Raw genomic sequence first — 25,656 nt, forward strand, 5'->3', positions numbered from 1 at the left:
GGGCAGTCGCTGGAGGAAATCGAGCAGAGATGAGGGCGTTTCTCGGGCTTTCATGCGGCTATTGACGATTCTCGACGATGTTTTCCGGTCACTGCAAGCTTTGGCATGTCTCTTGCCTGTTAAGGCCACTGCCTCGACCGTTCCCACCTGTCCGCCTCCCGAAAGCTCCCGATGTCCGAAACTCATGCTCAGGTCTTTCCGTTGAAAGACGAGAGATCCTCCGACAGTCGTCAGGAGACGCATGAGCAATTGCGGCAGGCATTCGAGCACGCTGTTCATTACCTGCCGACACAGGGACCGATCTCAGTCTTTGTCCACCACAATACGCTCCATCCGCTGGAAGATCTGCCGTTCGCCGAGGCCGTTCGGAAAGGATATGAAGTCTACGGAGGAGAGCCTTATCTTTCGGAACATCGTTACCGCGACGAATTGCGATCAGGCCGCATTCTGCTCGACGATCTGCGGCAGATTCTGATGGATGACCTCGGCGATCGAGCCGACGATTTGGTCGCCTCGTTCGGAACCCGCTACATGGTTCGGTTCGCCATGCTGCGGATGACGCTGCATTCCGCGACAGATGCCGAGCTTCGCTGGCTGCTGGCCGAATCAGACCTGCTGAAATCATTCCACGAAGAAGTTTCGCCCCAGCGGCGCGAACAGATTGTCGCCCTCACCTGCGATTGGATCAGTCAGCGTGACATCAGCGAACTTCCCGCTGTCGTGCGAACGTTGTTGAGTGAGTATCGCTCGAATGATCCTGGTTCGTGGCACTCCACGGAGCAGGAGGCGTTTGCGTTGAAGCTGTTGTGGCGGGTTTGTCATCAGGGCGTTCATGCCGCTGATCCTACGAAGCGGGATCGGCAGTCATGCAGTTATCGTGAGAAGATTTTCAGCGTGGCTGGTCAGGCTGCTGAATCGCGAGTCAACGATCTGTTGATTCGCTTCTGTTCGGTCTATCTGGACCGGGGCCTGGCGTCGTGGTCGCTGCCTGATCGGCAAAAAGGCTTTGCCTTCGCATTCGCTCAACTCCTTTCTCGACGCGTCCCGATTCGGCGTTCCTGGACGCGAATGCTTCGCGAGGATCTCGAGCCGCTTCTTAAAGGAGATTTCGATCCCCTCGAATCGATCGCCACGTCACTGTCCGCGCTCGGAGTCGAGCTGGAGGAGACCGAACGGTTTATCTTGCAGACGCTACTCTCGATGCGAGGATGGGCCGGAATGATCTGGCAACTGGAGTCGCATGCCCCGTGGTCGTCCCAGTCGCCTCCACCTGGGACGCTGCTGGAGTTTCTTGCGGTTCGACTGCTGCTGGAACGTCACTCCATCGCCTGTGCGTTGCGGGGGCGTTCGGGAGTCGGTGATCTGGCCGATCTCGCCGCCCATGTTCATCGGAACGGTTCGCGATCTCAGACTCACCGCATCGATCAGCGGGCCTATGCAGTCTTTCAGCTTGCCCAGGTTTGCGGTTGGACGTTCGACCAACTGCTGCAAATGTCGCAGCGGCAATGGAAGTGTTTGATTGAAGAGCTGGACGAGTTCAGTAGTCTTGAACGTCGTCGAATTCTCCAGTTGGGATACGAGCGACGATATGCACACAGGGCACTCGATGCGATCGCCGTGCATTCGCGTCGTCGAAGAGAGCTCAATCACCCGACCGATCGCAGCCCCGCCTTTCACGCCGTGTTCTGCATAGACGATCGTGAGGAGTCGTTTCGGCGTCATCTGGAAGAAGTGGATCCGGAATGCAGGACGTCGTCGGCGGCGGGGTTCTTCGCCGTCGCGATGTATTATCGAGGAGCCGAACAGGCTCACTACCGGCCTCTTTGCCCGAACGTGATTCAACCGCAACACTATGTTCGTGAAGAGCCTCTGTTTTCGACGATCGATGCCAGTAGAAGGCGCGCCGGTCGGCGTCGAACCCTGGGCATGCTGGCACATCACGTCAACTCCGGATCTCGGACTCTGGTCGGTGGATGGATTACGGGCATCCTCGGAGCTGTCCACGCAGTCCCGATGGTCGCCCGCATCATGGCGCCGCTGTTGACCTCGCAGATCCGCGAATCGATGAACACCTGGGTGAAGACTCCTGCGACGGAGCTTCACCTTGAGCGGACAGACGGCGAGCCCGGCAAATCACCCGAAGCACTGGGCTATTCCCTGAATGAGATGGCTTCCATTGTTGTTCGGGTGCTCGAAGATCTCGGAATGGTCGAGAATCTGTCGCAGATTGTTTTCTTCTGTGGCCATGGTTCGAGCAGCCTTAATAATCCGCACGAATCGGCTTACAACTGCGGAGCCTGCAGCGGCGGGCGCGGCGGGCCGAACGCGCGGGCCTTCGCAATGATGGCGAACGATCCACGAGCCCGGCGACTGGTCGCTGAACGGGGGATTGCTATTCCCGACGACGTTTATTTCCTCGGCGGATACCACAATACCTGCAATGATCGTGTCGAGTATTACGACCTCGATCGTCTGCCCCGCTCTCACCGCGCTCTCTTCCGTCGAATGGAGACGAGTCTCAATGAGGCTCGTGCGAGAAATGCCCACGAACGCGCGAGACGGTTCGAATCGGCTCCCGCGGATCTGACGCCCCGCGAAGCGCTCGAACATGTCGAGCAGAGGGCGGAAGATTTGTCTCAGGCAAGACCGGAGTACAACCATGCCACCAATGCTCTAGTGATCGTCGGGCGACGCGAGTGGAGTCGTGGACTGTTTCTTGATCGCCGGGCCTTTCTCACGTCCTACGATCCGAGCATTGATGATGAACAGGCATCGATCCTGAGTCGTATCCTCGCGGCGGCGATTCCGGTCTGTGCCGGAATCAGTCTGGAATATTACTTCTCCACAGTCGATGTCGAACGTTACGGCTGCGGCTCGAAGCTTCCACATAACGTCGCCTCCATGCTCGGTGTTATGACCGGAGCGGCCAGCGATCTCCGGCCAGGGCTCTCTCAACAGATGGTTGAGATTCACGAGCCGATGCGGATTCTGTTCGTCATCGAGACAACTCCTCAATCGATGCTCTCGATCATTGAGAACAATCCGGTCATCGCTCGACTCGTCAAAGGTGAGTGGGTGCATCTGGCGGTTCTTGATGCGGAGACTTCGGAAATTCAGAAGTATGAGAAGGGACGGTTCGAACCTTACCTCCCCCAGGAGAAAGAACTGCCTGAAGTGGCGTCCTCGATTGACTGGTATTTCAATCGTCGTGATCACCTCGGCTTCGCTTCAGTGACGGAGTCCACTCCGAGTGTGCGGCCTCATCTCAGTACCTACTCAGTGACCGCCGGAGGTGACGCATGACGATCGATTCTGTCTTCCAGGGCCTGGGAATCGTGACGGTTGCCGGTCCGGTCCTGTTGCTCTTTCTGCTGGGGCTTTCTGCTCTGCTGGGTATCAGACTGAACGAAGGTTTCATCTCCCGCACGACACAGCTGTCGGTGCTGGTGACGCTTGTTCCCGCCATGACGATTCTGGTTCTCATGCTCATCGTGGGAACACGATATGTACCGGTTGAGATCGGCAACTGGGTGACGATTCCCGAACAGGACTTCCATTTTCATCTGAAGTTCGTGTTCGATCGATTGAGCGTTCCTTTTCTGCTCCTCTCCTGCGTGCTTTGTGGCGTGGTGGGAACATTCACCCGCCGGTATCTGCACCGGGAGGAAGGCTACTCGCGATTCTTCCTGTTCTATGCGATCTTCTTTGCCGGAATGGTGATCTCATCGCTTGCCGCCACCATTGAGACGTTGTTTGTTGGCTGGGAGATGGTGGGGCTGTCTTCGGCTCTTCTCGTGGCGTACTTTCTGGAGCGAGAAAATCCCGTCAGGAATGGGCAGCGAATCTGGTCGATTTACCGGCTCTCGGATGCCGCTTTTCTCATCGCCGCGATTACCATGCATCACTTGACCGAAGAGGGTGACTTCGGCGGTTTGATGAGTTCCGGGATCTGGCCGGCGGGAACCGCTGCGGTCACGCCCTCTCAGGCGTTGCTGGTGGGGTCACTTCTGTTGATAGCCGCAGCCGGCAAGTCAGCTCTCTTCCCGTTTTCCGGCTGGCTGCCGAGAGCCATGGAAGGACCAACACCTTCCAGCGCCATTTTCTACGGGGCGCTCTCCGTTCATCTTGGCGCATACCTGCTGCTGCGGGTAAGCCCGCTGCTCGCTGCATCGCTGGTGCTGCAGATTCTGGTCATCTCGCTGGGGGCGGTCTCGGCCTGCTTTGGCGGAATCATGTCACGGGTTCAGAGTGATATTAAAGGCTCCCTCGCGTGTGCTTCTGTGACGCAAGTCGGGATCATCTTCATCGAGATCGGTCTCGGCCTTGAGTATCTCGCTCTGATTCACATTATCGGGCATGCCTGCCTGCGGACGCTGCAGTTGCTGCGGGCTCCCAGTTTGCTGCGTGATTACGATTCGGTTGAGAACGCCGTGGGCACCCGGCCGGTTCAGGACACCCTGTCGGTCGTGCAGATGCTTCCCAAGAGGTTCCAGCACTGGTGTTATCGCTGCGGTTTCGACCGCGGGTTCATGGACGTGGCTCTCGATGAATGGGTTGTCCGGCCTTTTCGAGCGGTCTTTCTGGGCTTCGATCATCTGGAACGTCGGATTTCCGGCTGGATGTCGAGTGAACCAGGCCCGGAAGTGGATGATGCGGACAGGCATGCGGAATCTGCGGGGAGAGCTGCCTGATGTCAGAACTGCATTTACCCTGGCTGGAACTTTCGATCGTTGTGCCGTTGATTGGCGCGGTCTGTCTGAGCCGGGTTCGTCGTGTCGAGGCGGCCCTGAAGATTGCGGTCGCCATCTGTACGATCACCTTCGCTCTGGCCTGTGGCGAGTTTATCGACTTTCTCACACTGGGGTCGTTCGAAGCTCACGATCACGTCCTGTTCAACATCCTGTTTCCGCGAGAAGTATTCGTCATCGATGAACTGAGCGCGATTCTACTACCGCTCGGAGCTTTGATTCATCTGGTGGTTGTGATGTCGACCTTGAAGACCAAAGCTCCCCGCTTTTCTCTCGGGTGGAGTCTGGTCGCCGAATCGCTGCTGCTGGCAATCTTCAGCTGCCGGGCGTCCTGGACGCTGGTTGTCTTGCTGGTTGCGTCGGTCATCCCTCCATTCTTCGAGTTGCACCAGCGCGGTCGATGCACCCGCATTTATGTTGTCCACATGAGTTTGTTTGCAGGACTTCTGCTTACGGGATGGATCCTCTTGAGTGCGACTCCAGCCGGAACTCCGCTCGCGCTTGTCCCCGGGGCCCTGCTTTCCGCGTCTGCTCTGTTACGAGCTGGCATCGTGCCGCTCCATTTGTGGATGACGGACCTGTATGAGAAAGCTGCATTTGGAACCGCGATCCTCTTCTGCGCACCATTGGTTGGGGCGTACGCCATGATGCGGCTCGTTCTTCCCATTGCTCCGGAATGGGCCTTGCAATGCATCGCCATCCTCTCGATTGTGACCGCCGTTTACGCTGCGGGAATGGCTCTGGTTCAGCAGGAAGCGCGGCGGATGTTCTGCTATCTGTGTCTCTGCCAGTCGTCGCTTGTGCTGGCCGGGCTCGAACTGGTTACGCCCATCGGGCTGACCGGAGCGCTGTGTGTATGGCTCTCGGTCGGACTTTCTCTCACCGGATTTGGAATCACGCTGCGATGTATCGAAGCGAGAATCGGTCGGGTTTCCCTGGATGAGTTCCATGGACTCTATCGTCAGATGCCGACACTCGCGGGCTTCTTTCTGTTGACCGGCCTGGCGTCCATCGGCTTTCCAGCGACGGTCGGATTCGTCGGAATGGAACTGCTGATTGAAGGCGCGGTCGATGTTTATCCGCTGATCGGCACCATGGTCGTCCTCGCGGCTGCTCTGAACGGAATCGTCGTTCTGATGGCCTACTTTCGAATCTTCACAGGACGCCAGCAGCCGACCAACATCCCCATGCATGCCCGCCCTGCCGAGCGTGTCGCTGTCCTTCTTCTCACGCTGCTGATTCTTGGTGGGGGACTGTATCCGCATCCGGGAGTCGCCTTGCGTTATCACGCAGCTCGAGAGCTGACCCAGCAACGGAACCGCCGCAATCTCTCGGATCCAGACACATCCGCTGGTTCCGAGGCCGAGCAACAGTCTCGAAACCAGAACTCGCATCGTTAACCCGTATTCTCACGACCTCACTTTCTACTCCACGAGATCTCCATGTCCAACTCTTCAATCAATCGTGAAGTTCCGCGAGGGAACGCCAGCGGCTTCATTACTTACTTCAAGCAGGATTTTCTGTCCGGGTTTCTTGTCTTCTTGATTGCTCTGCCGTTGTGCCTCGGAATTTCCGTCGCGAGTGGCTTTCCTCCCATTGCCGGGATCTTTACCGCGATCGTGGGATCGGTGGTTGCGATTTTTATCAGCGATTCCGAACTGACGATCAAAGGTCCTGCTGCCGGGCTGATTGTCATCGCGGTCGGATGCATTGAGGCATTCGGTGGTGACGGCATGATTGGCGGATGGTCGGCAGCCGATCAGGCCGCCTTCCGGGCCGCGCTTGCGGTTGGAGTCGTCGCCGCTGTGCTGCAGATTCTTTTCGGCTTTTTGCGAGCTGGTATTCTGGGCGAGTTCTTCCCGATTTCAGCCGTGCACGGCATGCTGGCCGCGATTGGTGTGATCATCATTGCGAAGCAGATCCCGGTCGCTCTCGGGGTGAGCGCTTCAGGCGAGCCATTGGAGATGTTGCTTGAGGTGCCGAAGTACGTGAGCGAGGCGAACCCGGCGATCGCCGCGATTGGTCTGGTCAGCGTACTCATCATGTTCATCTGGCCGCTGGCGGGAAGTCGCTTCGCATTTGCCAAGATGCTCCCCGCTCCGTTGATCGTACTGCTGGCAGCCATTCCGATGGGAATGGGATTCGATCTGCTGCACGAGCATTCCTACACGTTGCAGAACCATCAATACCAGTTGGGCGAACAGTATCTGGTGGCCATGCCGGATCGGGTCTTCGGAATGTTCGATCAGATCACGACACCGGACTTCAGCGTGCTGTCGCAGCCGACGGCCTGGTCGTGGATCATGATGTTCTTCATCATCGGCAGCCTGGAATCGCTGCTGAGTGCCAAAGCGGTCGATCTGATCGATCCCTGGAGACGCCGGTCGAACATGGATCGGGATATGATCGCCGTCGGAGCTGGAAACCTGTGTGCTTCGCTGGTGGGCGGACTGCCGATGATTTCGGAGATTGTCCGCAGCCGGGCGAATATTGATAACGGAGCCCGGACACGCTTCGCCAACTTCTGGCACGGAATGTTTCTGCTTGTCTGTGTCGCGCTGATCCCGATGGTGCTGCATCGGATTCCGATGGCGGCACTGGCGGCCATGCTGATCTACACCGGCTTTCGCCTGGCTCATCCCCGTGAGTTCATGAACGTGATGCGGATCGGGCGTGAGCAGTTCGTGATCTTCGTGACGACGCTCGTCGCCGTACTCGCGACCGATCTGCTGATTGGCATCGCGATCGGCATCGTCACCAAGTTCATCATTCACATGGCGAATGGCGTTCCACTGCGATCGTTCTTCAAACCGGAGATCGAAGTCGTCGAAGACGATGGCACTACGGTGCGGATCGTTGCCCGTAAGTCGGCCGTGTTCAGCAACTGGATTCAGATGAAGATTCGGATCGAACGCGAAGGACTTCTCGTCGGCAAGAATGTCGAACTCGATCTCTCGGAAACCCGGCTGGTGGATCACAGCGTGATGGACAAGTTGCACGGCCTGGAGAATGACTTCGAGCAGTATGGACTGACCTTCACCGTGCTTGGGCTTGAGTCCCATCGGCCGTTCACTCAGCACGCCCACGCGGCACGCAAACGGATCTACGCCGACAAGGTCTGAGGAACCCCAGCATTCGCGCGTCCGGTGCGTTGTGCACCGGCAGTGCGTAATCGGATTTCGACTGCTGACAAGGCGGGCCTGTCAGCGGGAGGGAATGTCTCGGCTATGTGGAACTACAGCTTGAGCAGAGGGTGGTCTCTTTCCTGAAGCGGAAACGGAACGGCTCGACTGCCCTGCACATGCGATTCGAAAACGGCACAGATCATCTCAATCGTGAGGGCGGCTTCCTGAAAGTTACAGAGTGGCTGACGGTCCTCTTCAATCGCTTTGATCAGATCCTGAGCAGCCAGCGTGTGATCGTAGATCTGTTTATGCAGACCGGGAATCGGTTCTTCGGTGTCTACCCCCGCAGTTGAGATCGGACGCCATGGTTCCGGAGAGTCGCTGGGCTGGAATGGGTTCCCGGCGATGTAATGGGCCAGCGGCAAGGCGTCGCACTGCAGGCTGATTACGCCATCACTGCCGATCAATCGGATTCCGAATCCCTGGCTGCGCGTCTGATCGTTGGCGATGGAATCGAAGTAGGCCACGACTCCATTCTTCAACAGATACCGCGCATGAATCTCGTTTCCGGCCAGCGGTCCGATTCCTTCCGCGCCCTCGTGCACATCTTCTCGGGTCACGCGTCGACCATCCTGAAGAACCACCGCTGAGCAGGTCTCGGGGGAGCCGCCGAAGTATGTTGCCAGATTCAACACGTGCGAGCCGAGTACCCACAGGTCCTCCGCTCCGCCTCGGCGATCGCCCTTGCCGCGACCACGGATTTCAAGCAGTCGCCCGATCCGGCCATCCGCGATGAGGCGTTCGACCTCCTGCAGGACCGGGTGATACCGGTTTCGATGAGCGACCGCGAGCTTCACGTTCCGCGCCTCACAGGCCCGCACAATTTCATCCGCCTCAGCAGGAGTGCGTACGAATGGCTTCTCGACGTAAAGTCCACGAACTCCGGCTTCAATGGCCGCGAGAATCATGTCCTTCCGCTGATCGACATGGCGGGGACAGATGGCGACGATCTCTGGCTTCGCGTTCTGCAACATTTCCCGGTAGTCGGTGTAACCCGCGGAAGCTTCGAGCTTCAAGCGACCGAGTTCTTTCTCCAGCCCTGCCTGGTCGCCATCAGCCACGGCGATGATTCGGGCCTGGGGGAGCCCCTTCCAGACGACGTCGAGCCCGTGGCCGAAGTTGCCCCGACCTGTATGTCCAATGACTCCGACGGTCCACGTCTTCTGCCGCTCCGGAGTGTCGGCCTCTTGAGCCCAGAGAGGATTTGCGGCCAGCAGTCCGAGGGAACAGAGCGAGAATTCACGTCGATACATGGAGCGTCCTCTTGTGTGCGAAGTCAGGTCAGGTCGGATTGAGTTTGCGTTCGATGTAGCGTTCACAGATGCGGTAATAAGTGACCATCGACTGGATATCAATCCATTCGTCGATTGCATGCAGATTGCCGACCAGCGGGCGGGACAGATTGACGGGAATATTATGGTCTCTGAAGAAACGGCTGTCGCTCCCTCCGGAGGCTTTGACGTGCCGGACGGGATTGCCGGTCAGTTCGGTTGTGATCTCCGAAAAGAGCGGGTCTGGATCGAGATGCGTCGGTTCGGCCGTCATCAGTGGTTCGAACTCGACATCCTCTCCGAGTAGTTCCCGAATTGTGGCGGTCATGCTTTCGAGCGAATGCGGCGGAGGGAATCGCACATCGATTGTCGCTTCAGCCTGATCGGGGATCCGGTTCGGAGTAGTATTCTCAGTGCCGATAATCGTGACGCAGCATGTCGGGAACCAGTGGTTGACCTGTTCTTCGATCGACTCAGTCGGCCAGTATTGGGCAAAGTGAAGCTTGAGCCGTGTGAGTCGCACCATCAGTTTCTCAACCGCATTCTCGCCGAGCCAGGGGCGGGCGCCATGAGCTTCGTGTCCGGATTGCCGCACGCGTCCATGAATGACCCCTTTCTCTTCAATGGTGATGTCATTCAGCGAACCCCCATCGGGAATTATTGCCTGGCCGCATCGGAGCCCAACGGTTTTGCAGAGATACCGCACCCCGTCGAGTCCGCCGCGCTCTTCATCGGAGGTGATCGCCAGTCCAACCGAGATCCCGGGATGGCGGGTCTGAAGGGACCGCTGTAATTCAGTCAGAATGGCGATCTGACCTTTCATGTCGCCGCTGCCGGGCCCATAGATGCGACCGTTCTCGATCTTCGATCGGTAACAGTTGTGCTGGGAATGTTCGATCACATCGAGATGGCCGCAGAGGAGGATGTCGGGAAATTGAATCCCGTCGGGACGGACGACCATCGAGCGATGGTCGTTGATCTCGTAGTAATCGATGCGGACATTGGGCAGGCTGTCGAGATGATGGGCCAGCAGGTCGAAGCAACGTCCCCGCTCTTCCGGACGGCTTTCCGTGGAGGGGATCAGAATCAGGTCTCGGGTCAGCGCGGTGAGCCTCGATTTCAATTCATCGTCGTCGATCATCAGCTGGGCCTTCTGTGTCGTTGCTCGTCGTGTTGTGGCTCTCTCGACGGGAGCGGATCGCTCCTCGGTGTCTCCGCTTGGAAATGAGTCTCTACCTGGAACGCTGCATCTCTTGAAAGGGATGGTTCCCGTCGTGACGTCCACGATTCTAGTCTCGGTCGGCGGTCCATTCGACCGGCAGATCCTGCTCGGCCAACTCCAGGAATCGATGGCATTCCTCGGTTGTCTGTCCGATGCAGAGGAACTGTCCTTTGTGGACCAGATCATCAGTGCCATAGTTCAGATTGAGTGGGATGATGCCCGCTTTTCTTCCGGGGTGAAACAGATGCCCGGGGCGTTCAAACATCTGCAGGAGTTCGGTCGATGAGATGGGAATCCTCAGTCGCAGGTTCCGCAGCAGCCACGCTCCCTGAGGGTGAAAGTGCCGAGCGAGGAGAGACGGGTAAGTCGCTCCGGTGACTCTCGCGTTGATTTCGCAGACATAAACATCGGGCTCCTTCTGCCCTTCCCGTTCAATGACCAGCCAGTCGATACTCGCTGTCCCTCGATAGCCCGTGCTGTGCAGCCAGCCGCCGGCGGCTCTGGCCTGTCGCATTGTCTCTTCCCTCAGTCCCGGGAATTCATCGAAATACTGCGGCGGCGATTCGTTGCCCTGATGAATGCTGTCATTGCTCAGAATCTGCTCCGTCATATCGTATGCGTAAACGTCGGTGTCGTTGACGAAGAGCTGAGTGCTCGGACTGTGAACCGAAGTGACACCGAGGACTTCCGGTTCGAGCCAGCCCTGGACCAGACAGGGGCCTTCATAAAAGAAGTAGTCCGGCACTTCCGGAAACAACTCGGGTTGATCCAGAGAGCGGAGCCGCAACATGCCGATTCCGGAGGCTCCAATCTGGGAGCGAAGAACGACCGCCCGATAGCCCCGTTTGGCCAGCTTGCGGGTGCACTCTGGAATTTCTGCCGCGCTGGCAGCCAGTTCGGTGTCAAACGCCGGAAGTCCCTCGCGGATGAGAAACTGATGGAGCAGCAGCTTGTTGTTTCCGTCCCGACTCGCCTCCGTCGAGGAGATCGTCGGGGAATTCAGATGCCTCGCGATGTGCGTCAGGGTATCGTCGGTAACGTAACCATCGATCCAGAGATTGTCGCCCTCGCCGATTCGCTTCAGGAACGAGGGAAGCGGTCCCTTCTCGCCGGACGCGATTTGTTTTCCGAGCGCCACGTAGTCTTTGTGCCGTAAAACATGAAGCTGCGGCAGCTTGAGCCCGAGGTCATCGCGGAGGTAACGGCAGTGGACCGGATCGGCTTCTCGTTCGAGAACCAGGAGGTTGTCCGGATGCTGAAACAGGAGATTCAGAATCGATACCAGCCGCCCACTGTAGGAATCGATCTCGCCGACTTCTTTCCTCAGCGAATCTGTCTGAGCCTCGTTCCCGTAGAAGAGTCCGAGCAGATTGGCAAAGAATGCGACCCGGCGATTCCACAGCGGCGGGAGCTCGCCATAAGTGTCAATGAATCCGACTTCTTCAGCGTCTTTCGTCACGGCTGCGGTCACTCCTCGAACTTCGATGCATGGGGACGGCTTCCGCCGTCCCGCCAAGTCATTTCAGTTTAGCGACTTCTCGCACCATGCAAGCTGAGTTCCGCATCGGATCATTTCTGCCTTGCCTGCTCCAGCATTCTGCGGACGCGGTCCTGTTCCTGAGCAAGTGCAGCGGGCGGGACGGGCATCGGTTCGAAATCGGGTGAAGCGGCGACCTTCTCCTGCGGAGGAACTGTTCGCCATCTCAAGTTCCGAAACCAGACATCCTGGCCGTGGTCCTGCAGCCAGAGTTGCCCATCGCGAGCGGACAAATCGCCGCCGCGAATTCGCAGAAGCTCCACATACTTGGCCCAGCGGGGATCGTTGTAGTCGAAGTCGAGAACCTTCTCTCCGTTGAGCCAGTGCTGAATGACAGAGCCTTTGCAAACGATTCGGGCGGTGTTCCACTCACCGAAAGGACGGGTGGCATCCTTCGAAGGAGCCATGCAGAAGAACAGCGAAGCCGCCGCCTGTCGTGGGTTCTCTCCATAAGGACTATGAACATTATCGAGGACCTGATACTCAACCTGAGCCGGGCGGTAATAGACGCCGCTGTTGCAGCCCTTCGAGACCTTCCAGTCAAAACGCAGTTCGAAGTCATCGGGGACCGTGGCGGTTTCGTAATAAAGAGAGCCGCCATTGCGATAACGGTAGAACGCCCCGTCTTCGATCTTCCAGTTGCCCTCGTGCCTCCAGCCATCGAAGGACTTCCCATCGAAAAGATAGGCAAACCCCAGCTTCTTCTCTTCGTCGGAGAGCGAATGCGCTGAGGTCGTTGCTTCGGCCTTTTTCCCGGCCAGCGGCCGACTGATCAGCATTTTCAGCTTTGAGTCCTCCGACGTCAGTTTTCCGGCGAGGATATCTTGTTCCGTGAAACGAGCGAGCAGGATCTCTCCATCTTTGGCGCGGTTACGATCGTAGGAGATGTAGATGGTTCCGTCAGGAGCCTGGAAGCCGTCGGGATAAGAGATGCCTCGTCGCTCGTCGATGACGAGGCCCCCATCCCATGAGCGCCCATCGTCTTCGGAAAGCCAGGCGGAGAGCTGGACGCGACCCTGATGGGAATCAATCTTGTCCCCGTGTTTGATCAGGAGCAGACGTCCGGAAGCCAGACGGCGGACATGAAAACGGGCGTTCGGCTGAGCGATGCCGGAGGGCACGGTGGGCTCCGACCAGGTCGCGCCAAGATCTGTCGATTCGCTCTGCATAATTCCTTTGGCGGTTCGGGCCAGCATCCAGAGAGAGCCGTCTTCCCGTTCAACGATCATGTGTTCGTGCCAGTCGGGGTTCGGAAAACGAACGCAGCCGCGACGTTCCCAAGTCTCTCCCTTATCGCTTGATACGAAGACATTGGCTCCGCGAAATGGATCAAGTTCGCGGAAGCAGTCTTTGAAGGGACCGAAGCCGTTCCGCTGATCGAGAGAGATTGGCAGCATCCATTCGCCGTTGGAGAGCACGGTTGGCTTATTGAGCGTGACGCCGTGCCAGATGCGTCGCGGTTCCGACCATTCCGGCGTTTCGGCATCGGGATTCTCACAGATCGTGGCCCAGACGCCGGCTCGTCCGTCGAACATGCCGATGGATTGATCGAAGATCAGCCAGAGGCGGCCGAGCGGATCGGTCCAGAGATTGCCGACCAGCGTGCTGCGATCCATCGGCAGTTTGTCGGAATGAGTATCAATCACGAGCCGAGGCTTCGACCAGGTCTCGCCATTGTCATCGCTCGTGGCGAGGACGAAGAAAGCTTCCGGGCTGTCGCCGCCCGCAACCCAACAGGCCCACAAACGCCCTCCGGGAGTGCGATCGATCCCGATCGTCATGCCGTAGTCGAGTTGATCGTAGTCGTACTCGGGCAACGGCGAGGTGTTCAACTCCGGTGTTTCCAGAGCGTAGTCCGCGATTCGTCGCATCTCTTCTACGGACCGGTCTGGTTCCGCAGCTGTACAAATTTCGGACGTCAGAAATACGAGAGAAGCAAAGAGAGTGAGGTAGCGCATCATGGTGTCTTACAATCTTGAGGCGAATTCAGTTCGAGGTGGGTTCTACATAATCGGAGCTGGCGGTGAGATCGTCGGATTTTACATTAATGAACCAGCCCGAAGTTCCGTCAGGCAGTTCAGCCGACGCAGTCCAGTTCTGGCCAGACTGCTTCAGCTGAGCCGGTGTCTGCTTCCACTCCCGGTTCCCGGTGAAGCCGGTGTCTGTCGTGGAAACGAGAACGGCAGATGACAGAGATCGGGAGGTCTGAAAACCGACGGTCACGCGATTGCCATTCTGAGCGGTCTCCGTTTGCCGGATCCACGGAGCTTCATCCTTCACGACGGCCTTCGCGAACGCGTAGCTGTCCGGCGGATTCCATCCGGCCGGATGCGAGTGGCCCATTCCTGGAATGAGCGAGACCATCCGCGGTCCGGGAGCTGAGCGATAGCACGCAGCCTGTGCGTCGAGCGGGAAATGGTTATCGAGCGGCCAGGAGAGCCAGAGAACGGGCATCTTCACGCGGTCCATGCGAACCATCGGATCCCAGACCTGACGGTACTGCTGATTGGGCCCCAGTGCAGCTCCCCAGTGGTTTCCGGCGTTAAACAGACGGCCGCAACCGTAGATGGGGATGGCGAAGGCGAACCGGGAGTCGATTCCGATTACAGTGCTCGTCACAACTCCTCCCCAGGAAATGCCGGCCAGGCCAATTTGATCGCCATTGACTTCCGGCAGGGACTGCAGCAGATTCCGAGCGAGAACAGCATCGGCGACGGCGTGATAGATCCACTGATCGGCGAGCGGCTGGTCGGCATCCGAGAAAATTCCGAGCCGCTGAGGTCCCGGCCATTCGTGCTGTTCCCAGCGAGAACCTCGGCGTCCCGGATTCATGGGGACATCCGTCTGGCCTTCGACGTCAATGCTGATCGCCGCAAAGCCATGGGCGTTCCATTTCTCAACCCATTCCCGGTACGCGGTCCCTCCACCTCCGTGGACCAGGACGATTCCCGGGACTTTCTTCGAGGTGTCTTCAGGCATTCCGAGCCAGGCGAAGACCCGGGTTTCTTTCCCCTGCCACGGAAGAGCGTCATAGAAAATCGCTCGGACACGTTCCGTTCCTTCGAAGCCCTCTGCTGGATGAACCTGCGGAACGGCACCGATCTCTCCCAGTTCAAGCACCCGCTGTCGTTGCTCGGCGAAGTCTCCTGCTGAGGCTGTTAACGAAGCAGCCAGGCAGGTCGCGAAGATAGATAGCACGAACAAGAGAGGTTTAGTCATTGTTGAACCGCCGACAAAGTGAGAAATCAATTGGAAGTCGCGTCGACTCTAAGACGAAGAGTTTCTTCAAACCAGTTGGAGACCTGGTCCCGATAGGGACTTTCGACGAGCGGCCAGCGATCATTGTGTGGGTGACACACGAGATCGTTGGGGATCTCTGGGAAGATTGACCGCATATCGATATCGAGAAAGGTGATCTTCGTGAGCGGAATTCGTCCGTTCAGAAAGCTGGCAATCCGGCTGGTGCCTCCATTCTGGCAAATCAGGACCGGGCGATCGCCGATTCGTTGTAGGCGCTTCGTTGCGGCTGCCTGATACTGTTCCACCGGCCAGCCCCAATCGGTGCTCTTCCAGCCACGGACACCGTCATAATGATCGTGCGTGATGAAGCCGGTCCAGAGTTGAGCGATCTCCTCATCGTGCAATCCGATGAAGTTCACCGCGATTGCCCCCCGGGAGAAGCCGCAAAGGAATACGGCCTCAGGATCCCCGTGATACTCTGCACAGACAGACGGTACAACCTGTTTCGCGTAGTCAACAGTGGCCTCGATATCGCCCCACCACGTGCGTGCGTTTGCCTGACGGTCGGGAGAGACGAACGGCAGTGTGACCCAGAGGAATCGCCCCTTCGTCAGCCCGAAGCCGAGTGCGGCGTCTTCCATCTCTCCGGTCGAACCAGCAGCAGGAAAGTGATTCCCGGTGTACTCCACGATCACGGGCCAGCTGCGATTAGCATCGTCAGTCCAGTCGTTCGGCAGATAGAGCATGTGATGGACGGTTGTGTCGTCATACTCGTCCAGCGCTACGGCAACTCGTCTGCCGGCCGCCGGAGGCCCTGATTGCGTTTGGGGAAGGCGCAACTCGTCCCCTGTCGCGGCTGATGTCGCGAATCCAAGCAGCAGGAGAATCAGCCCTCGAACACTCACTTCAAATCTTTCTCGCAGTCCGGATCCGTCGGGACGGCGGGGCCGGTCTCATCGACAGGAGAAGTAAACAGGTATCGCCAGACAGGCTCGTGGAGCATGTCGCCGCTGGCCGTTTTCGCGGCACTTCGTCCCGGTACAACCATCGAATGGGCCCGTCGGGAATCGTTGTTGACGTCCACGGTTGAGAGCAGCCGGCGTGAGTGGCCGTAGGGAGGCTTCGAATCCTCAACGACCACGAGAGGGCCGAATTCATGAAGTTCGAGCAGTTCCCAGGAGCGGCAGTAGTGGTCTCCGGTCCATCCACCATCGAGAACATGGGTAAAGCCAAAATAGCGATTGGCGGGTGTCGCCGAAGGAAACGCCTGCCAGCTTTCGAATTGGTCCCGGGGGCCTGAGAACATCACGACACGGGCCACACTTTGATGTTTGGCGAAGCGGGCCGCGGTGGTGGAACCGTGAGAAATTCCGCACATGATAACCTGGTCCCATTTGAGGGACGCTTCATCATCCGTCAGAAACTGGTTCCATTGCCCTTGAGGATTCTCGCGAGCCAGCCATTTCACGAACTGGAGTGATCGCTCCATCATTCCGTCCGGCTGAGCAATATCCACCAGCGGACTGTGATCCTGTCCCGTTGCTGCTTCGAGTCGAATATCTCCCAGAGCCTTTCCGCTGTCCCGTTCATCGGCCGGGATGGTTCCGAACCAGCCGTTGGCGTAATGCACCTGAATGGCGTGCAGGCCGTAGCTGCTGAGCCGGTCGAACAGTCCCTGGTTGTGGCCCATCAGCCAGATAACAAGCTGTCGTCGAGACGCGACGGAGGTATCGACGGCTGCATGCTGGAGATCCGCAGGCTTCCCCTGATTATCGAAGACGAACCGCAGTTTCGGGTACTCGCGGGCTCGAGAGTCGATCTCGCTGGCGCGGGCCGTGAGGTTGTACTTCTGCGGGCGGGGATCGCGAGCTGTCTCCTCGGCGATAAGCTGGAACGCTGGCCCCAGCAGGAACGTGAACAAAATGAATGAGAAGAATTGGACTGACTTTTGCATGCTTCGGAACTTATGTTTATGGGATCAACTGAAGGAACGCTCAAATCGGTGTTCGCTTATTGTTTCGAGTTTGTCCAGTCTTGAGAAGGGAGGGACAGAAAACGGATCGAACGCGCGTGGACTGGAGTCCTCGCTGATTGAAGTGACAGCAGAACATCTTGACAACCGTTGGCGCACAGTTCTGATAAATAATCAGTTTGACGACAAAGGGAAGCTCTTCCCGAAATCGTTGAAGGCCCTGACATTCCGGCGAATTGAATGGCCCGATCGATTTGATCTGACTACAATCCAGGGCCCTGAAAGATTCCTTAAGGTTATATGCCGTGTCCCCAGTCGCGATTTGGAACCAACTACGTGGTCGTCCGCGAGTATTTGGATACGGCATTGCATTCGTCAGCAGTATTCTGGCCGCGATTCTCGGCGTTCTGATACATCGCTATCTGACGACTCAGGTTGTTTTCTCGACCTTCTTCCTGTCTGTGGTCCTCTCCGCATGTTACGGCGGGTTTGGCCCGGGTCTGCTGGCGATTGTGCTCGGATCTTTTTCGGCACTCCAGTTCATTCTGACGCCCGAAGGGCCGCTGTTCTCGGTTTCATCCGCGGAACAGGGACGACTGACGATCTTTATCCTGCTGAGTCTGATGACGACCGCGATCATCTGCTGGACGCGGTTCCGTTTCTATCTGGCGGCACTGGATAAGGAACGGCTTTCAGTGACTCTGGCCAGTATCGCCGACGCGGTAATTGCGACCGACGCCAGGGGAGCGGTTTCGTTCCTGAACCGGAACGCTGAAGAACTGACCGGTTGGACACTCGAAGAGGCAGCCGGAAAGCCGCTGGATGAAGTTTTCCGGATCATCGATGAGTCAACCGGCGAAGGTTCCCTCCCCTCTTCCGAGCAAGGCCAGAGTACCGACTCGTTCGCCGGGCTGCATGCGCGAACGTTGTTGATCGCCCGCGATGAGACGACTCGGCCCATTCAGCATACCGTGGCGCCGATTAAGGATCGGACGAACTCCGAAATCGGTCTGGTCTTTGTGTTTCGTGATATCACGATGAAGAGAGAGGCCGAGCGAGCGGCCGCCGAGCAGGCGCGTCTGCTCAAGTTGCGAAGTGGCCTCGGGGCCGTGCTCGCTCAGGAGTTGTTACTGCCGGAGGCGCTGCAGAAGTGTGCGCAGCTGATCGTCGATCATCTGGAAGTGCAGCAGGTCGACATCTGGTGCTTTGATTTCGCGACCGGGCTTCTGGAACTGACAGCCAGGGCTGGTCTCGGAAGCGATTCGGGATCGGAGTCGCTTCGACTGTCACCCGGCGAGTCACTGATCGGTAAGATTGCTCGATCACGAAGCCCACGGTTTCTCTCGCACGCTCCGGACTCCTCTTCCGAAACAGGCGACCAGGTCGCTCAGGATGCGGCTGCGTTTCTCGGGTATCCCCTGTTCATCGAAGATCGGGGGCTCGGCGTTCTGACGCTGTCCACAAATCGCCCACTTTCGCACACCGTGAAGGAAAACATTCCGCCGTTAACGGAGAGTCTTTCACAATTTCTGGAACGAAAACGTCAGGAAGAAGCTTTACGGAACAACGAGAAACTGCACCGGACCCTGGCTGAACTGGCCTCAGACTACGGCTGCATCGGACGAATTCATCCCGATGGGCAGGTCGAAATTGAATGGGTGACCAGCGGGTTCCAACGGGTCACCGGCTACACGCTTGATGAGCTGAATGCGGCGGGGGGCTGGCAGATTCTGGTTCCCGAAGACCAACTCAAATCGGTCGAGGTGAGCATCGGGCAGTGGCTCGAGCATGGTGTTCACCGAAGCGAAACCAGCATCATCACTCGCGAGGGCAACACGCGGCACGTCGAATACTTTGGCCGAGCGGAGCGGGACGCGAAAAGCGAAGACGTTCGCGTGTATCTGGCCGCACGCGATATTACCGAGTCCAGGATTGCTGCTGAGAAGTTCAGACAGCAGCAGGAATGGTTCGAGGTGACTTTGTCCAGTATCGGCGACGCCGTCATTGCCACCGATGAAAACGGAGCAATCACCTTTCTAAATCGGGTTGCCGCTCGTCTGACAGAATGGTCGAAGGAGGAGGCCCTGGGGCGACCGTTGCGGGACGTGTTCAACATTCTGCACGAGGGAACGCGGGAACCCGTTGAAAACCCTGTCGAGAAAGTCTTACGGAATGGAGAGATCGTCGGTTTATCGAACCACACGATTCTCGTCACAAGATCGGGCTCGGAGTTCCCGATTGATGATGGAGCCGCTCCAATTCGCGACAACAGTGGAGCGATCATCGGCGTCGTGTTGATTTTTCGGGACATGACCGATCGACGGGAGGCCGAACGGCAGATTGCTAATCGCGACTGGCGCTATCGTATGATCAGCGACGCTTCCCACGATGTGATTTGGGACTGGGATCTCAAGAAGCACCAGATTACGTGGAATGACAGCGTTAAAAATCGTTTCGGATATGAAACCGTGGAGTCATCGTTGGACTGGTGGGCCGAACGGGTTCATCCCGATGACCGCGACCGCGTCGTCGACGGACTGGAAAGTGTGATCCAATCCAATGAGGAAAAGTGGGTCGACGAATATCGCTTCCAGCGATCCGATGGAACCTACGCATACATCATCGATCGAGGCAAGGTGCTCCGCAACGGGGATGGCGAGGGCTTACGAATGGTCGGCTCCATGGTCGACCTGACTGATCGGCAGGAAGCCGAGAATCGGTTACGGGAAAGCGAAGAACGCCTCCGTTTGGCTGTTGAATCGACACATATTGGCACCTTTGATTACAGCCCTTTGACCGGCGAACTGGAATGGTCCGACCGCTGCAAGAGTGCATTGGGAGTGCCGATCGATGAGGACGTGAATATCGACATCTTCTTCGAACGTCTGCATCCAGACGACCGGGAACAGGTAGAGCGAAAGCTCCAGGAGGCTCTGGACCCCAACGGAGATGGCCGGTACGCCGCGGAGTATCGTTCGGTCTGGCCCGATGGAACGATTCGCTGGATCGATGCCCAGGGACAGGCTTTCTTTACTGAGGAAGGTTCCCGTCGCGTCGCCTGTCGACTGATTGGAACCGTGCTCGACACGACCGAACGGAAGAAAGCCGAGGACGATCTCAAGCTCAGCATGGAGCGGTTCCGCAACCTGGCCGACAGCATTTCGCAGTTCGCCTGGATGGCCGATGAGACCGGCTACATCCATTGGTACAATCAACGATGGTTCGAGTATACCGGCACGACTCTGGAAGAGATGGAGGGCTGGGGATGGGACAAGGTTCATCATCCCGACTTCGTCGAAGAGGTGACCGAACGGTTTCAGGCCGCGTGTCAGTCAGGAACTCCCTGGGAAGATACGTTCCCGTTGAAAGGCCGCGACGGGAAGTTCCGCTGGTTTCTCTCCCGAGCCATGCCGATCAAAAACGAGGACGGTCAGATCATTCGCTGGGTGGGCACCAATACCGATGTCACGACTCAGATGGAACTTCAGGATGAGCTCCGCAGCATCGCCGCCAAGTTGTCGGAAGCCGATCGACGAAAGGACGATTTCCTGGCGACACTGGCTCACGAACTGCGGAATCCGCTGGCTCCGATTCGGACGGGCCTCGAGGTGATGAAGCACACCCAGGGCGATGCGGAGACGCTCGAAGAGGTTCGCAGTGTCATGGAGCGACAGACGCACCAGTTGATTGTACTAGTCGATGATCTGCTGGATATCTCGCGGATTACTCGGGGGAAACTCGAGCTGCGGAAATGTCGCGTCAATCTGAATGAGGTTGTGAATAGTGCCGTTGAAGCATCAAGCCCGCTGATCGATGACAACCTGCATCAACTGGAGGTGATCCTTCCTGATGAGCCGATCACAATCGAAGCCGATCCGCATCGGTTGGCCCAGGTCGTTTCCAATCTGCTCAATAACGCCGCGAAGTACACAATTGACGGTGGCACGATTCGCCTCAGTATTGAGAAGCTCGAAGAGCACGTGCTGATTTCGGTGGCCGACAACGGAATCGGGATTCCCTCCGAGATGACGCATCAGATCTTCGAGATGTTCGCCCAGATCGACCGTCCGATGGAAAAGGGTTATACGGGGCTCGGAATCGGTCTGACGCTCGTGAAATCCCTTGTGGAGATGCATGACGGGACGATCGAGGTCCAGAGCGATGGCCTCAATCAGGGCAGTCAATTTCGTGTCCGTCTCCCCTTGGGAACACCGCGACCTGACTATAATGGGGAGCAATCTTCCGAGGAGGAAAAAGAGCCACCCAGTCCGACTCTTCAGAAGATTCTCGTGGTCGACGACAACAAAGCCGCCGCGGACCTGCTGGCGATGATCGTGAGGATGCTGGGGCACGAAGTCCGTATCGCGAATGATGGCCGGGAGGGTGTCGATGCGGCACGTGAATTTCGTCCCGACGTAATACTGATGGATATCGGGATGCCAAGAATGAACGGGTATGAAGCAGCCCGTTTGATCCGCAATCAGGAGTGGGGGGATGACATCCATCTCGTCGCTCTCACCGGATGGGGACAGGATGAAGATCGACGGAGAACGCAGGATGCGGGCTTCGACCATCATCTCGTCAAACCCGCCGAACCCGCGGATTTGTTGAAGGTGCTTGCAGAAGGAAGGCCGGAGACGAAGTGATGTCGGATCAGTCTGCGTATCGAACACAACCTGAAAGTGATTGCTACTTCGCTGGTGACGGCGAGATGGCTGAACGGATCAACGGCCTGGATTGGGCGACCACCTCGCTGGGACCGATTCCTGACTGGCCGATCTGTCTGAAGAACGCTGTGCAATTGATGCTGACCTCCCGGTTTCCGATGTTCGTCTGGTGGGGAGACCGTCTGCTCAATTTGTATAACGATGCTTATGCTCCTATTCTCGGGGAACGGCACCCTGCCGCTCTGGGAGGCATTGCACCCGATATCTGGTCGGATATCTGGTCGATTATCGGTCCGCAGGCCGACTTCGTAATGAGCGAACGCCGGTCCACATGGAACGAAGAGCTGCTGCTCGTGATGCAGCGGAACCAGTTTCGTGAGGAAACCTACTTCACGTTCTCATACAGTCCACTGATTGATGACGAAGGGAATGTCGGCGGGATCTTCTGTGCCTGCACGGAGGACACGCAGCGGGTTCTGGCCGGCCGGCGGCTGCAGACGCTGCGACATCTGGCCGAACGAACCGGGACTGAGAACCAGTCCCAGGAGGACGCCAGCCGGTTTGCCGCGACAGCGCTGGCTCGCAATCCGCACGATCTTCCCTTCGTGCTGCTTTACCTGCTGGATGATCAGAAGCGGGCGCGACTTGCGGGCTCTTGTGGTCTTCTACCAAACGATGCGGTCTGTCCGCAGATCATCGACCTGGAGCACGATCAGACTCCGTGGCCTTTTGTCGAAGTGCTCGAAACGGAGCAGCCTGTCGAAGTCGGAAATCTTTCCGAACGATTCGGTCCGCTCCGCTGTGGCGTCTGGCCGGAGTCTCCAGAAAATGCGTATGTGATGCCGTTGTCCAACAACCGGCTGATGGGTTTCCTTGTGACCGGAATCAGTCCGTATCTGGAGTTTGATCGAAACTATCAGACATTTCTGCAGCTTACCGGCCGGCATGTCGGCATGGCGATTGCCAATGCGGAGGCTCATGAAGAGGAGAAACAGCGAGCAAAGTCACTGGCCGATCTCGATATCGCGAAGTCGCGATTCTTCTCCAACATCAGCCACGAGTTCCGCACGCCTCTCGCCCTGCTCCTCAGTCCGCTGGAGGATGTGCTGAAGATGCAGTCAGAACAACTCACCTCCGAGCAGTCGCAGTTACTCGATACGGCTCATCGCAATGCCTTGAGGATGCTCAAGCTCGTCAATACCTTACTCGACTTTTCTCGGCTGGAAGCAGGTCGAGTTCAGGCGACATTCCAACCGACCGACCTGGCCAAATTCACGTCCGATCTGGCGAGCAACTTTCGATCAGCCTGCGAACGGGTCGGGCTTGATTTGAACGTGGACACCGCCCCCCTTGCCGAGCTGGTCTATGTCGACCGTAAGATGTGGGAGTCCATCGTTCTCAATCTTCTCTCCAATGCGTTCAAGTTCACAACCCGCGGGGAAATCAACGTTGTGCTCGAAGCAGACCGGGAGAGCGTCGTGCTTGCTGTTCGCGATACCGGGTGCGGCATCGCTGAGCACGAAATTCCGCACCTGTTCCAGCGGTTCCATCGCATCGACGAGACACGCGGGCGAGTTCAGGAAGGTTCGGGGATCGGCCTGGCGCTGGTGCACGAACTCGTGCTCATGCATCAGGGGACAATCGAAGTCGAAAGTGAGCCTGAAAAGGGGACGACGTTTACGGTCCGCCTCCCGGTCGGTAAAGAGCATCTTCCAGCCGACCGGCTTCAGGGAGGCGGCGAAGATGCGACCCTGTCGGTATCATCGGACCACTTCGCCGAAGAGGCGCTTCGCTGGATCGCGGAAGACGAGATCGAGGATCCAGCCGAGGAAGATCCTTACCTCAACAGGGGGACGCTGCCTCGGATTCTGATCGTCGACGATAATGTCGATATGCGACGTTACCTCTCGCGGTTGCTGCAGGCTGACTACGAGCTGATCATAGCCGATGATGGTCGCGAAGCGCTGGAAAAGGCGGTCTCGGAGTCGCCCGATCTGATTCTCGCCGACATCATGCTGCCGGAGATGGATGGATTCAAACTTCTGCGGGCGTTGCGGGACGATCCGCGCACGAAAGTTCTTCCGATTCTGCTGCTGTCAGCGCGAGCCGGTGAAGAAGCCCGTGTTGCCGGGATTCGCGCGGGAGCAGATGACTATCTGACCAAACCGTTCGCCTCGCGCGAACTGCTGGCCAGCATCTCGACTCATCTGACATTGGCCGACATTCGACGCGAAGCCGCCGAGTCAATCCGCGAAAGCGAAGCCCGCTTTCGCAATATGGCCGACCATGCGCCGGTCATGATCTGGGTTCGGGACGATGAGGGACATTGCACCTATCTGAATCGACTCTGGTATGAGTTCACGGGATCGTCTCCCGAAGAGGGTCTCCCCGTTGACTGGACCGCCCTCATTCATCCTGAGGATCGTCAGTCGAATCGTCATTCGTTCACCGCCGCTCTGGAAGAGCGTGACCCGATCCGGCTTGAGTATCGCCTCAAACGACATGATGGCGAGCATCGCTGGGTGATTGATGCCGCTTCACCGCGGTTCAACTCAGAAGGCAAATTTCTCGGTTACGTCGGATCGATCATCGACATTACGGATTTGAAAGCAGTTGAGTCCGAACTCCGCGAATCGGCGCGTCGTAAGGATGATTTTCTGGCGATGCTGGGCCACGAACTCCGTAATCCTCTCGCGCCGATCCGCACGGGGCTCGACTTTCTCGCGGTGGAAGGGGATCCCCGCAATGAGCAGATGATCCAGCTGATGCAGGAGCAGATGGAGCACCTCGTGCGGCTCGTGGACGATTTGCTCGACGTTTCCCGGATCATGCGGAACAAGATCGAGCTGCGACGGGAACCGGTCCGCATTCAGGAGGTTGTCAGAAAATCGATTGATGCGGTTCGCCAGTTGATTGATCGTGAGAATCAGCAGCTGACAACGAAGATTTCGGACGAACCCCTCTGGCTGAATGCCGATCCCGTCCGCATTGTGCAGATTCTGGAGAATCTGCTCAACAATGCCTGTAAATACACTCAGTCCGAGGGGCAAATCGGCGTTTCCGTCTGGTCGACTGACGCAGAAGTCTACATCTCGGTGAAAGACAATGGCGTTGGTATTGATCCCGAACTGATGCCGACTATCTTTGAAGCATTCACCCAGTCTTCGCGTTCTCTGGACCGCTCGCAGGGAGGACTGGGAATTGGTCTGACTCTTGTAAAGCGGCTCGTCGAAATGCACGAAGGAACCATCACCGTCGAAAGCGCAGGTTCGAATCAGGGAAGCACGTTCACGGTGCAGTTTCCCAGAATCGACAGCCCGGAACAGAAGAGCGACATGCCCGATACTGGCAACACGAGCGAAGCAAGACGAATTTTGGCTGTCGACGATAATGTCGGAGCCGCGTGGCTGTTATCCAAGCTGCTCGGCAAGCTCGGAGACCATGAGGTGGAGACGGCTCACGACGGTCCGTCCGTGCTGGAGAAAGTGCCGGAATTCAAACCCGACATCATCCTGCTCGACATCGGGCTTCCCGGAATGAATGGGTACGATGTCGCCCGGAAACTGCGTGAAGACCCGGCCAACGACCATATTCTCCTCGTCGCCCTCACTGGCTACGGCCTGGAAGAGGACCGGCGCAAATCAGAGTCTGCGGGGTTCGACGAGCATCTCGTCAAACCCCCTTCTCTCGATCAGATGAAAATGATTCTGAATCACGCCAAACTGCAGCGTGAATCAGACTAGAGCAGTTCACTTAATGGTGTAGCCGTTCCGTCCGCATAAGTTGCCGTCGTTTAAGGCGAGAACTCGATTCT

The 25,656-nt window shown here is 57.5% G+C and carries 13 protein-coding genes; 6 read left to right on the forward strand and 7 right to left on the reverse strand.

Going from position 1 to position 25,656, the window contains the following annotated elements; genetic code table 11:
• The first annotated feature begins 171 nt into the window (after positions 1 to 171).
• The 4 genes from L1A08_RS11680 to L1A08_RS11695 are packed head-to-tail and all read left to right on the forward strand — an operon-like array spanning position 172 to position 7,870.
• Positions 172 to 3,303 (forward strand): DUF2309 domain-containing protein, encoded by a 3,132-nt coding sequence (locus L1A08_RS11680; RefSeq protein ID WP_238756580.1) that lies wholly within the window; start codon positions 172 to 174, stop codon positions 3,301 to 3,303.
• Positions 3,300 to 4,691, forward strand: coding sequence for a proton-conducting transporter transmembrane domain-containing protein (locus tag L1A08_RS11685; RefSeq protein ID WP_238756581.1), 1,392 nt, complete (start codon positions 3,300 to 3,302; stop codon positions 4,689 to 4,691). Before L1A08_RS11680 ends, L1A08_RS11685 begins: the two co-directional genes overlap by 4 nt.
• Positions 4,691 to 6,148, forward strand: a complete 1,458-nt coding sequence (locus L1A08_RS11690; protein WP_238756582.1) for a proton-conducting transporter transmembrane domain-containing protein — start codon at positions 4,691 to 4,693, stop codon at positions 6,146 to 6,148. The genes L1A08_RS11685 and L1A08_RS11690 overlap by 1 nt, the downstream gene beginning before the upstream one ends.
• Positions 6,149 to 6,190: 42 nt before the next feature.
• Positions 6,191 to 7,870 (forward strand): SulP family inorganic anion transporter, encoded by a 1,680-nt coding sequence (locus tag L1A08_RS11695; RefSeq protein WP_238756583.1) that lies wholly within the window; start codon positions 6,191 to 6,193, stop codon positions 7,868 to 7,870.
• A gap of 113 nt (positions 7,871 to 7,983) precedes the next feature.
• Here the strand turns inward: L1A08_RS11695 and L1A08_RS11700 are convergent, their stop codons facing one another.
• The 7 genes from L1A08_RS11700 to L1A08_RS11730 form a co-directional block, all read right to left on the reverse strand.
• Positions 7,984 to 9,186, reverse strand: a complete 1,203-nt coding sequence (locus L1A08_RS11700; protein WP_238756584.1) for a Gfo/Idh/MocA family protein — start codon at positions 9,184 to 9,186, stop codon at positions 7,984 to 7,986.
• A 28-nt stretch (positions 9,187 to 9,214) separates the two neighbouring features.
• Complete coding sequence (locus tag L1A08_RS11705) at positions 9,215 to 10,345, reverse strand: M20 family metallopeptidase (RefSeq protein ID WP_238756585.1); 1,131 nt, start codon at positions 10,343 to 10,345, stop codon at positions 9,215 to 9,217.
• 148 nt (positions 10,346 to 10,493) lie between these two features.
• Positions 10,494 to 11,885, reverse strand: a complete 1,392-nt coding sequence (locus L1A08_RS11710) for a hypothetical protein (RefSeq protein WP_238756586.1) — start codon at positions 11,883 to 11,885, stop codon at positions 10,494 to 10,496.
• A 110-nt stretch (positions 11,886 to 11,995) separates the two neighbouring features.
• Positions 11,996 to 13,834, reverse strand: a complete 1,839-nt coding sequence (locus L1A08_RS11715) for a family 16 glycoside hydrolase (protein ID WP_238756587.1) — start codon at positions 13,832 to 13,834, stop codon at positions 11,996 to 11,998.
• Between the two features lie 115 nt (positions 13,835 to 13,949).
• Entirely contained in the window at positions 13,950 to 15,182 is a 1,233-nt protein-coding gene (locus L1A08_RS11720; RefSeq protein WP_238756588.1) for an alpha/beta hydrolase family protein, read from the reverse strand.
• A 26-nt stretch (positions 15,183 to 15,208) separates the two neighbouring features.
• Positions 15,209 to 16,108, reverse strand: a complete 900-nt coding sequence (locus tag L1A08_RS11725) for a hypothetical protein (protein WP_238756589.1) — start codon at positions 16,106 to 16,108, stop codon at positions 15,209 to 15,211.
• Positions 16,105 to 17,157, reverse strand: coding sequence for a BPSS1187 family protein (locus L1A08_RS11730; protein ID WP_238756590.1), 1,053 nt, complete (start codon positions 17,155 to 17,157; stop codon positions 16,105 to 16,107). The genes L1A08_RS11725 and L1A08_RS11730 overlap by 4 nt, the downstream gene beginning before the upstream one ends.
• A 323-nt stretch (positions 17,158 to 17,480) precedes the next feature.
• Between L1A08_RS11730 and L1A08_RS11735 the strand changes: the two genes are divergently transcribed.
• Complete coding sequence (locus L1A08_RS11735; protein WP_238756591.1) at positions 17,481 to 21,821, forward strand: PAS domain S-box protein; 4,341 nt, start codon at positions 17,481 to 17,483, stop codon at positions 21,819 to 21,821.
• On the forward strand, positions 21,821 to 25,585 hold the full coding sequence (locus L1A08_RS11740) for an ATP-binding protein (RefSeq protein WP_238756592.1): 3,765 nt from the start codon (positions 21,821 to 21,823) through the stop codon (positions 25,583 to 25,585). Before L1A08_RS11735 ends, L1A08_RS11740 begins: the two co-directional genes overlap by 1 nt.
• Positions 25,586 to 25,656: the final 71 nt, after the last annotated feature.

It is taken from the genome of Rubinisphaera margarita (genome assembly GCF_022267515.1).
GTDB lineage: Bacteria > Planctomycetota > Planctomycetia > Planctomycetales > Planctomycetaceae > Rubinisphaera > Rubinisphaera margarita.

Excerpts from the sequence above, each read along its gene's own strand:
- L1A08_RS11680 (WP_238756580.1), top strand. The coding sequence starts at position 172 with ATGTCCGAAACTCATGCTCAGGTCTTTCCGTTGAAAGACGAGAGATCC.
- L1A08_RS11685 (WP_238756581.1), top strand. The coding sequence starts at position 3,300 with ATGACGATCGATTCTGTCTTCCAGGGCCTGGGAATCGTGACGGTTGCC.
- L1A08_RS11690 (WP_238756582.1), top strand. The coding sequence starts at position 4,691 with ATGTCAGAACTGCATTTACCCTGGCTGGAACTTTCGATCGTTGTGCCG.
- L1A08_RS11695 (WP_238756583.1), top strand. The coding sequence starts at position 6,191 with ATGTCCAACTCTTCAATCAATCGTGAAGTTCCGCGAGGGAACGCCAGC.
- L1A08_RS11700 (WP_238756584.1), bottom strand. The coding sequence starts at position 9,186 with ATGTATCGACGTGAATTCTCGCTCTGTTCCCTCGGACTGCTGGCCGCA.
- L1A08_RS11705 (WP_238756585.1), bottom strand. The coding sequence starts at position 10,345 with ATGATCGACGACGATGAATTGAAATCGAGGCTCACCGCGCTGACCCGA.
- L1A08_RS11715 (WP_238756587.1), bottom strand. The coding sequence starts at position 13,834 with ATGCGACGAATCGCGGACTACGCTCTGGAAACACCGGAGTTGAACACC.
- L1A08_RS11720 (WP_238756588.1), bottom strand. The coding sequence starts at position 15,182 with ATGACTAAACCTCTCTTGTTCGTGCTATCTATCTTCGCGACCTGCCTG.
- L1A08_RS11730 (WP_238756590.1), bottom strand. The coding sequence starts at position 17,157 with ATGCAAAAGTCAGTCCAATTCTTCTCATTCATTTTGTTCACGTTCCTG.
- L1A08_RS11740 (WP_238756592.1), top strand. The coding sequence starts at position 21,821 with ATGTCGGATCAGTCTGCGTATCGAACACAACCTGAAAGTGATTGCTAC.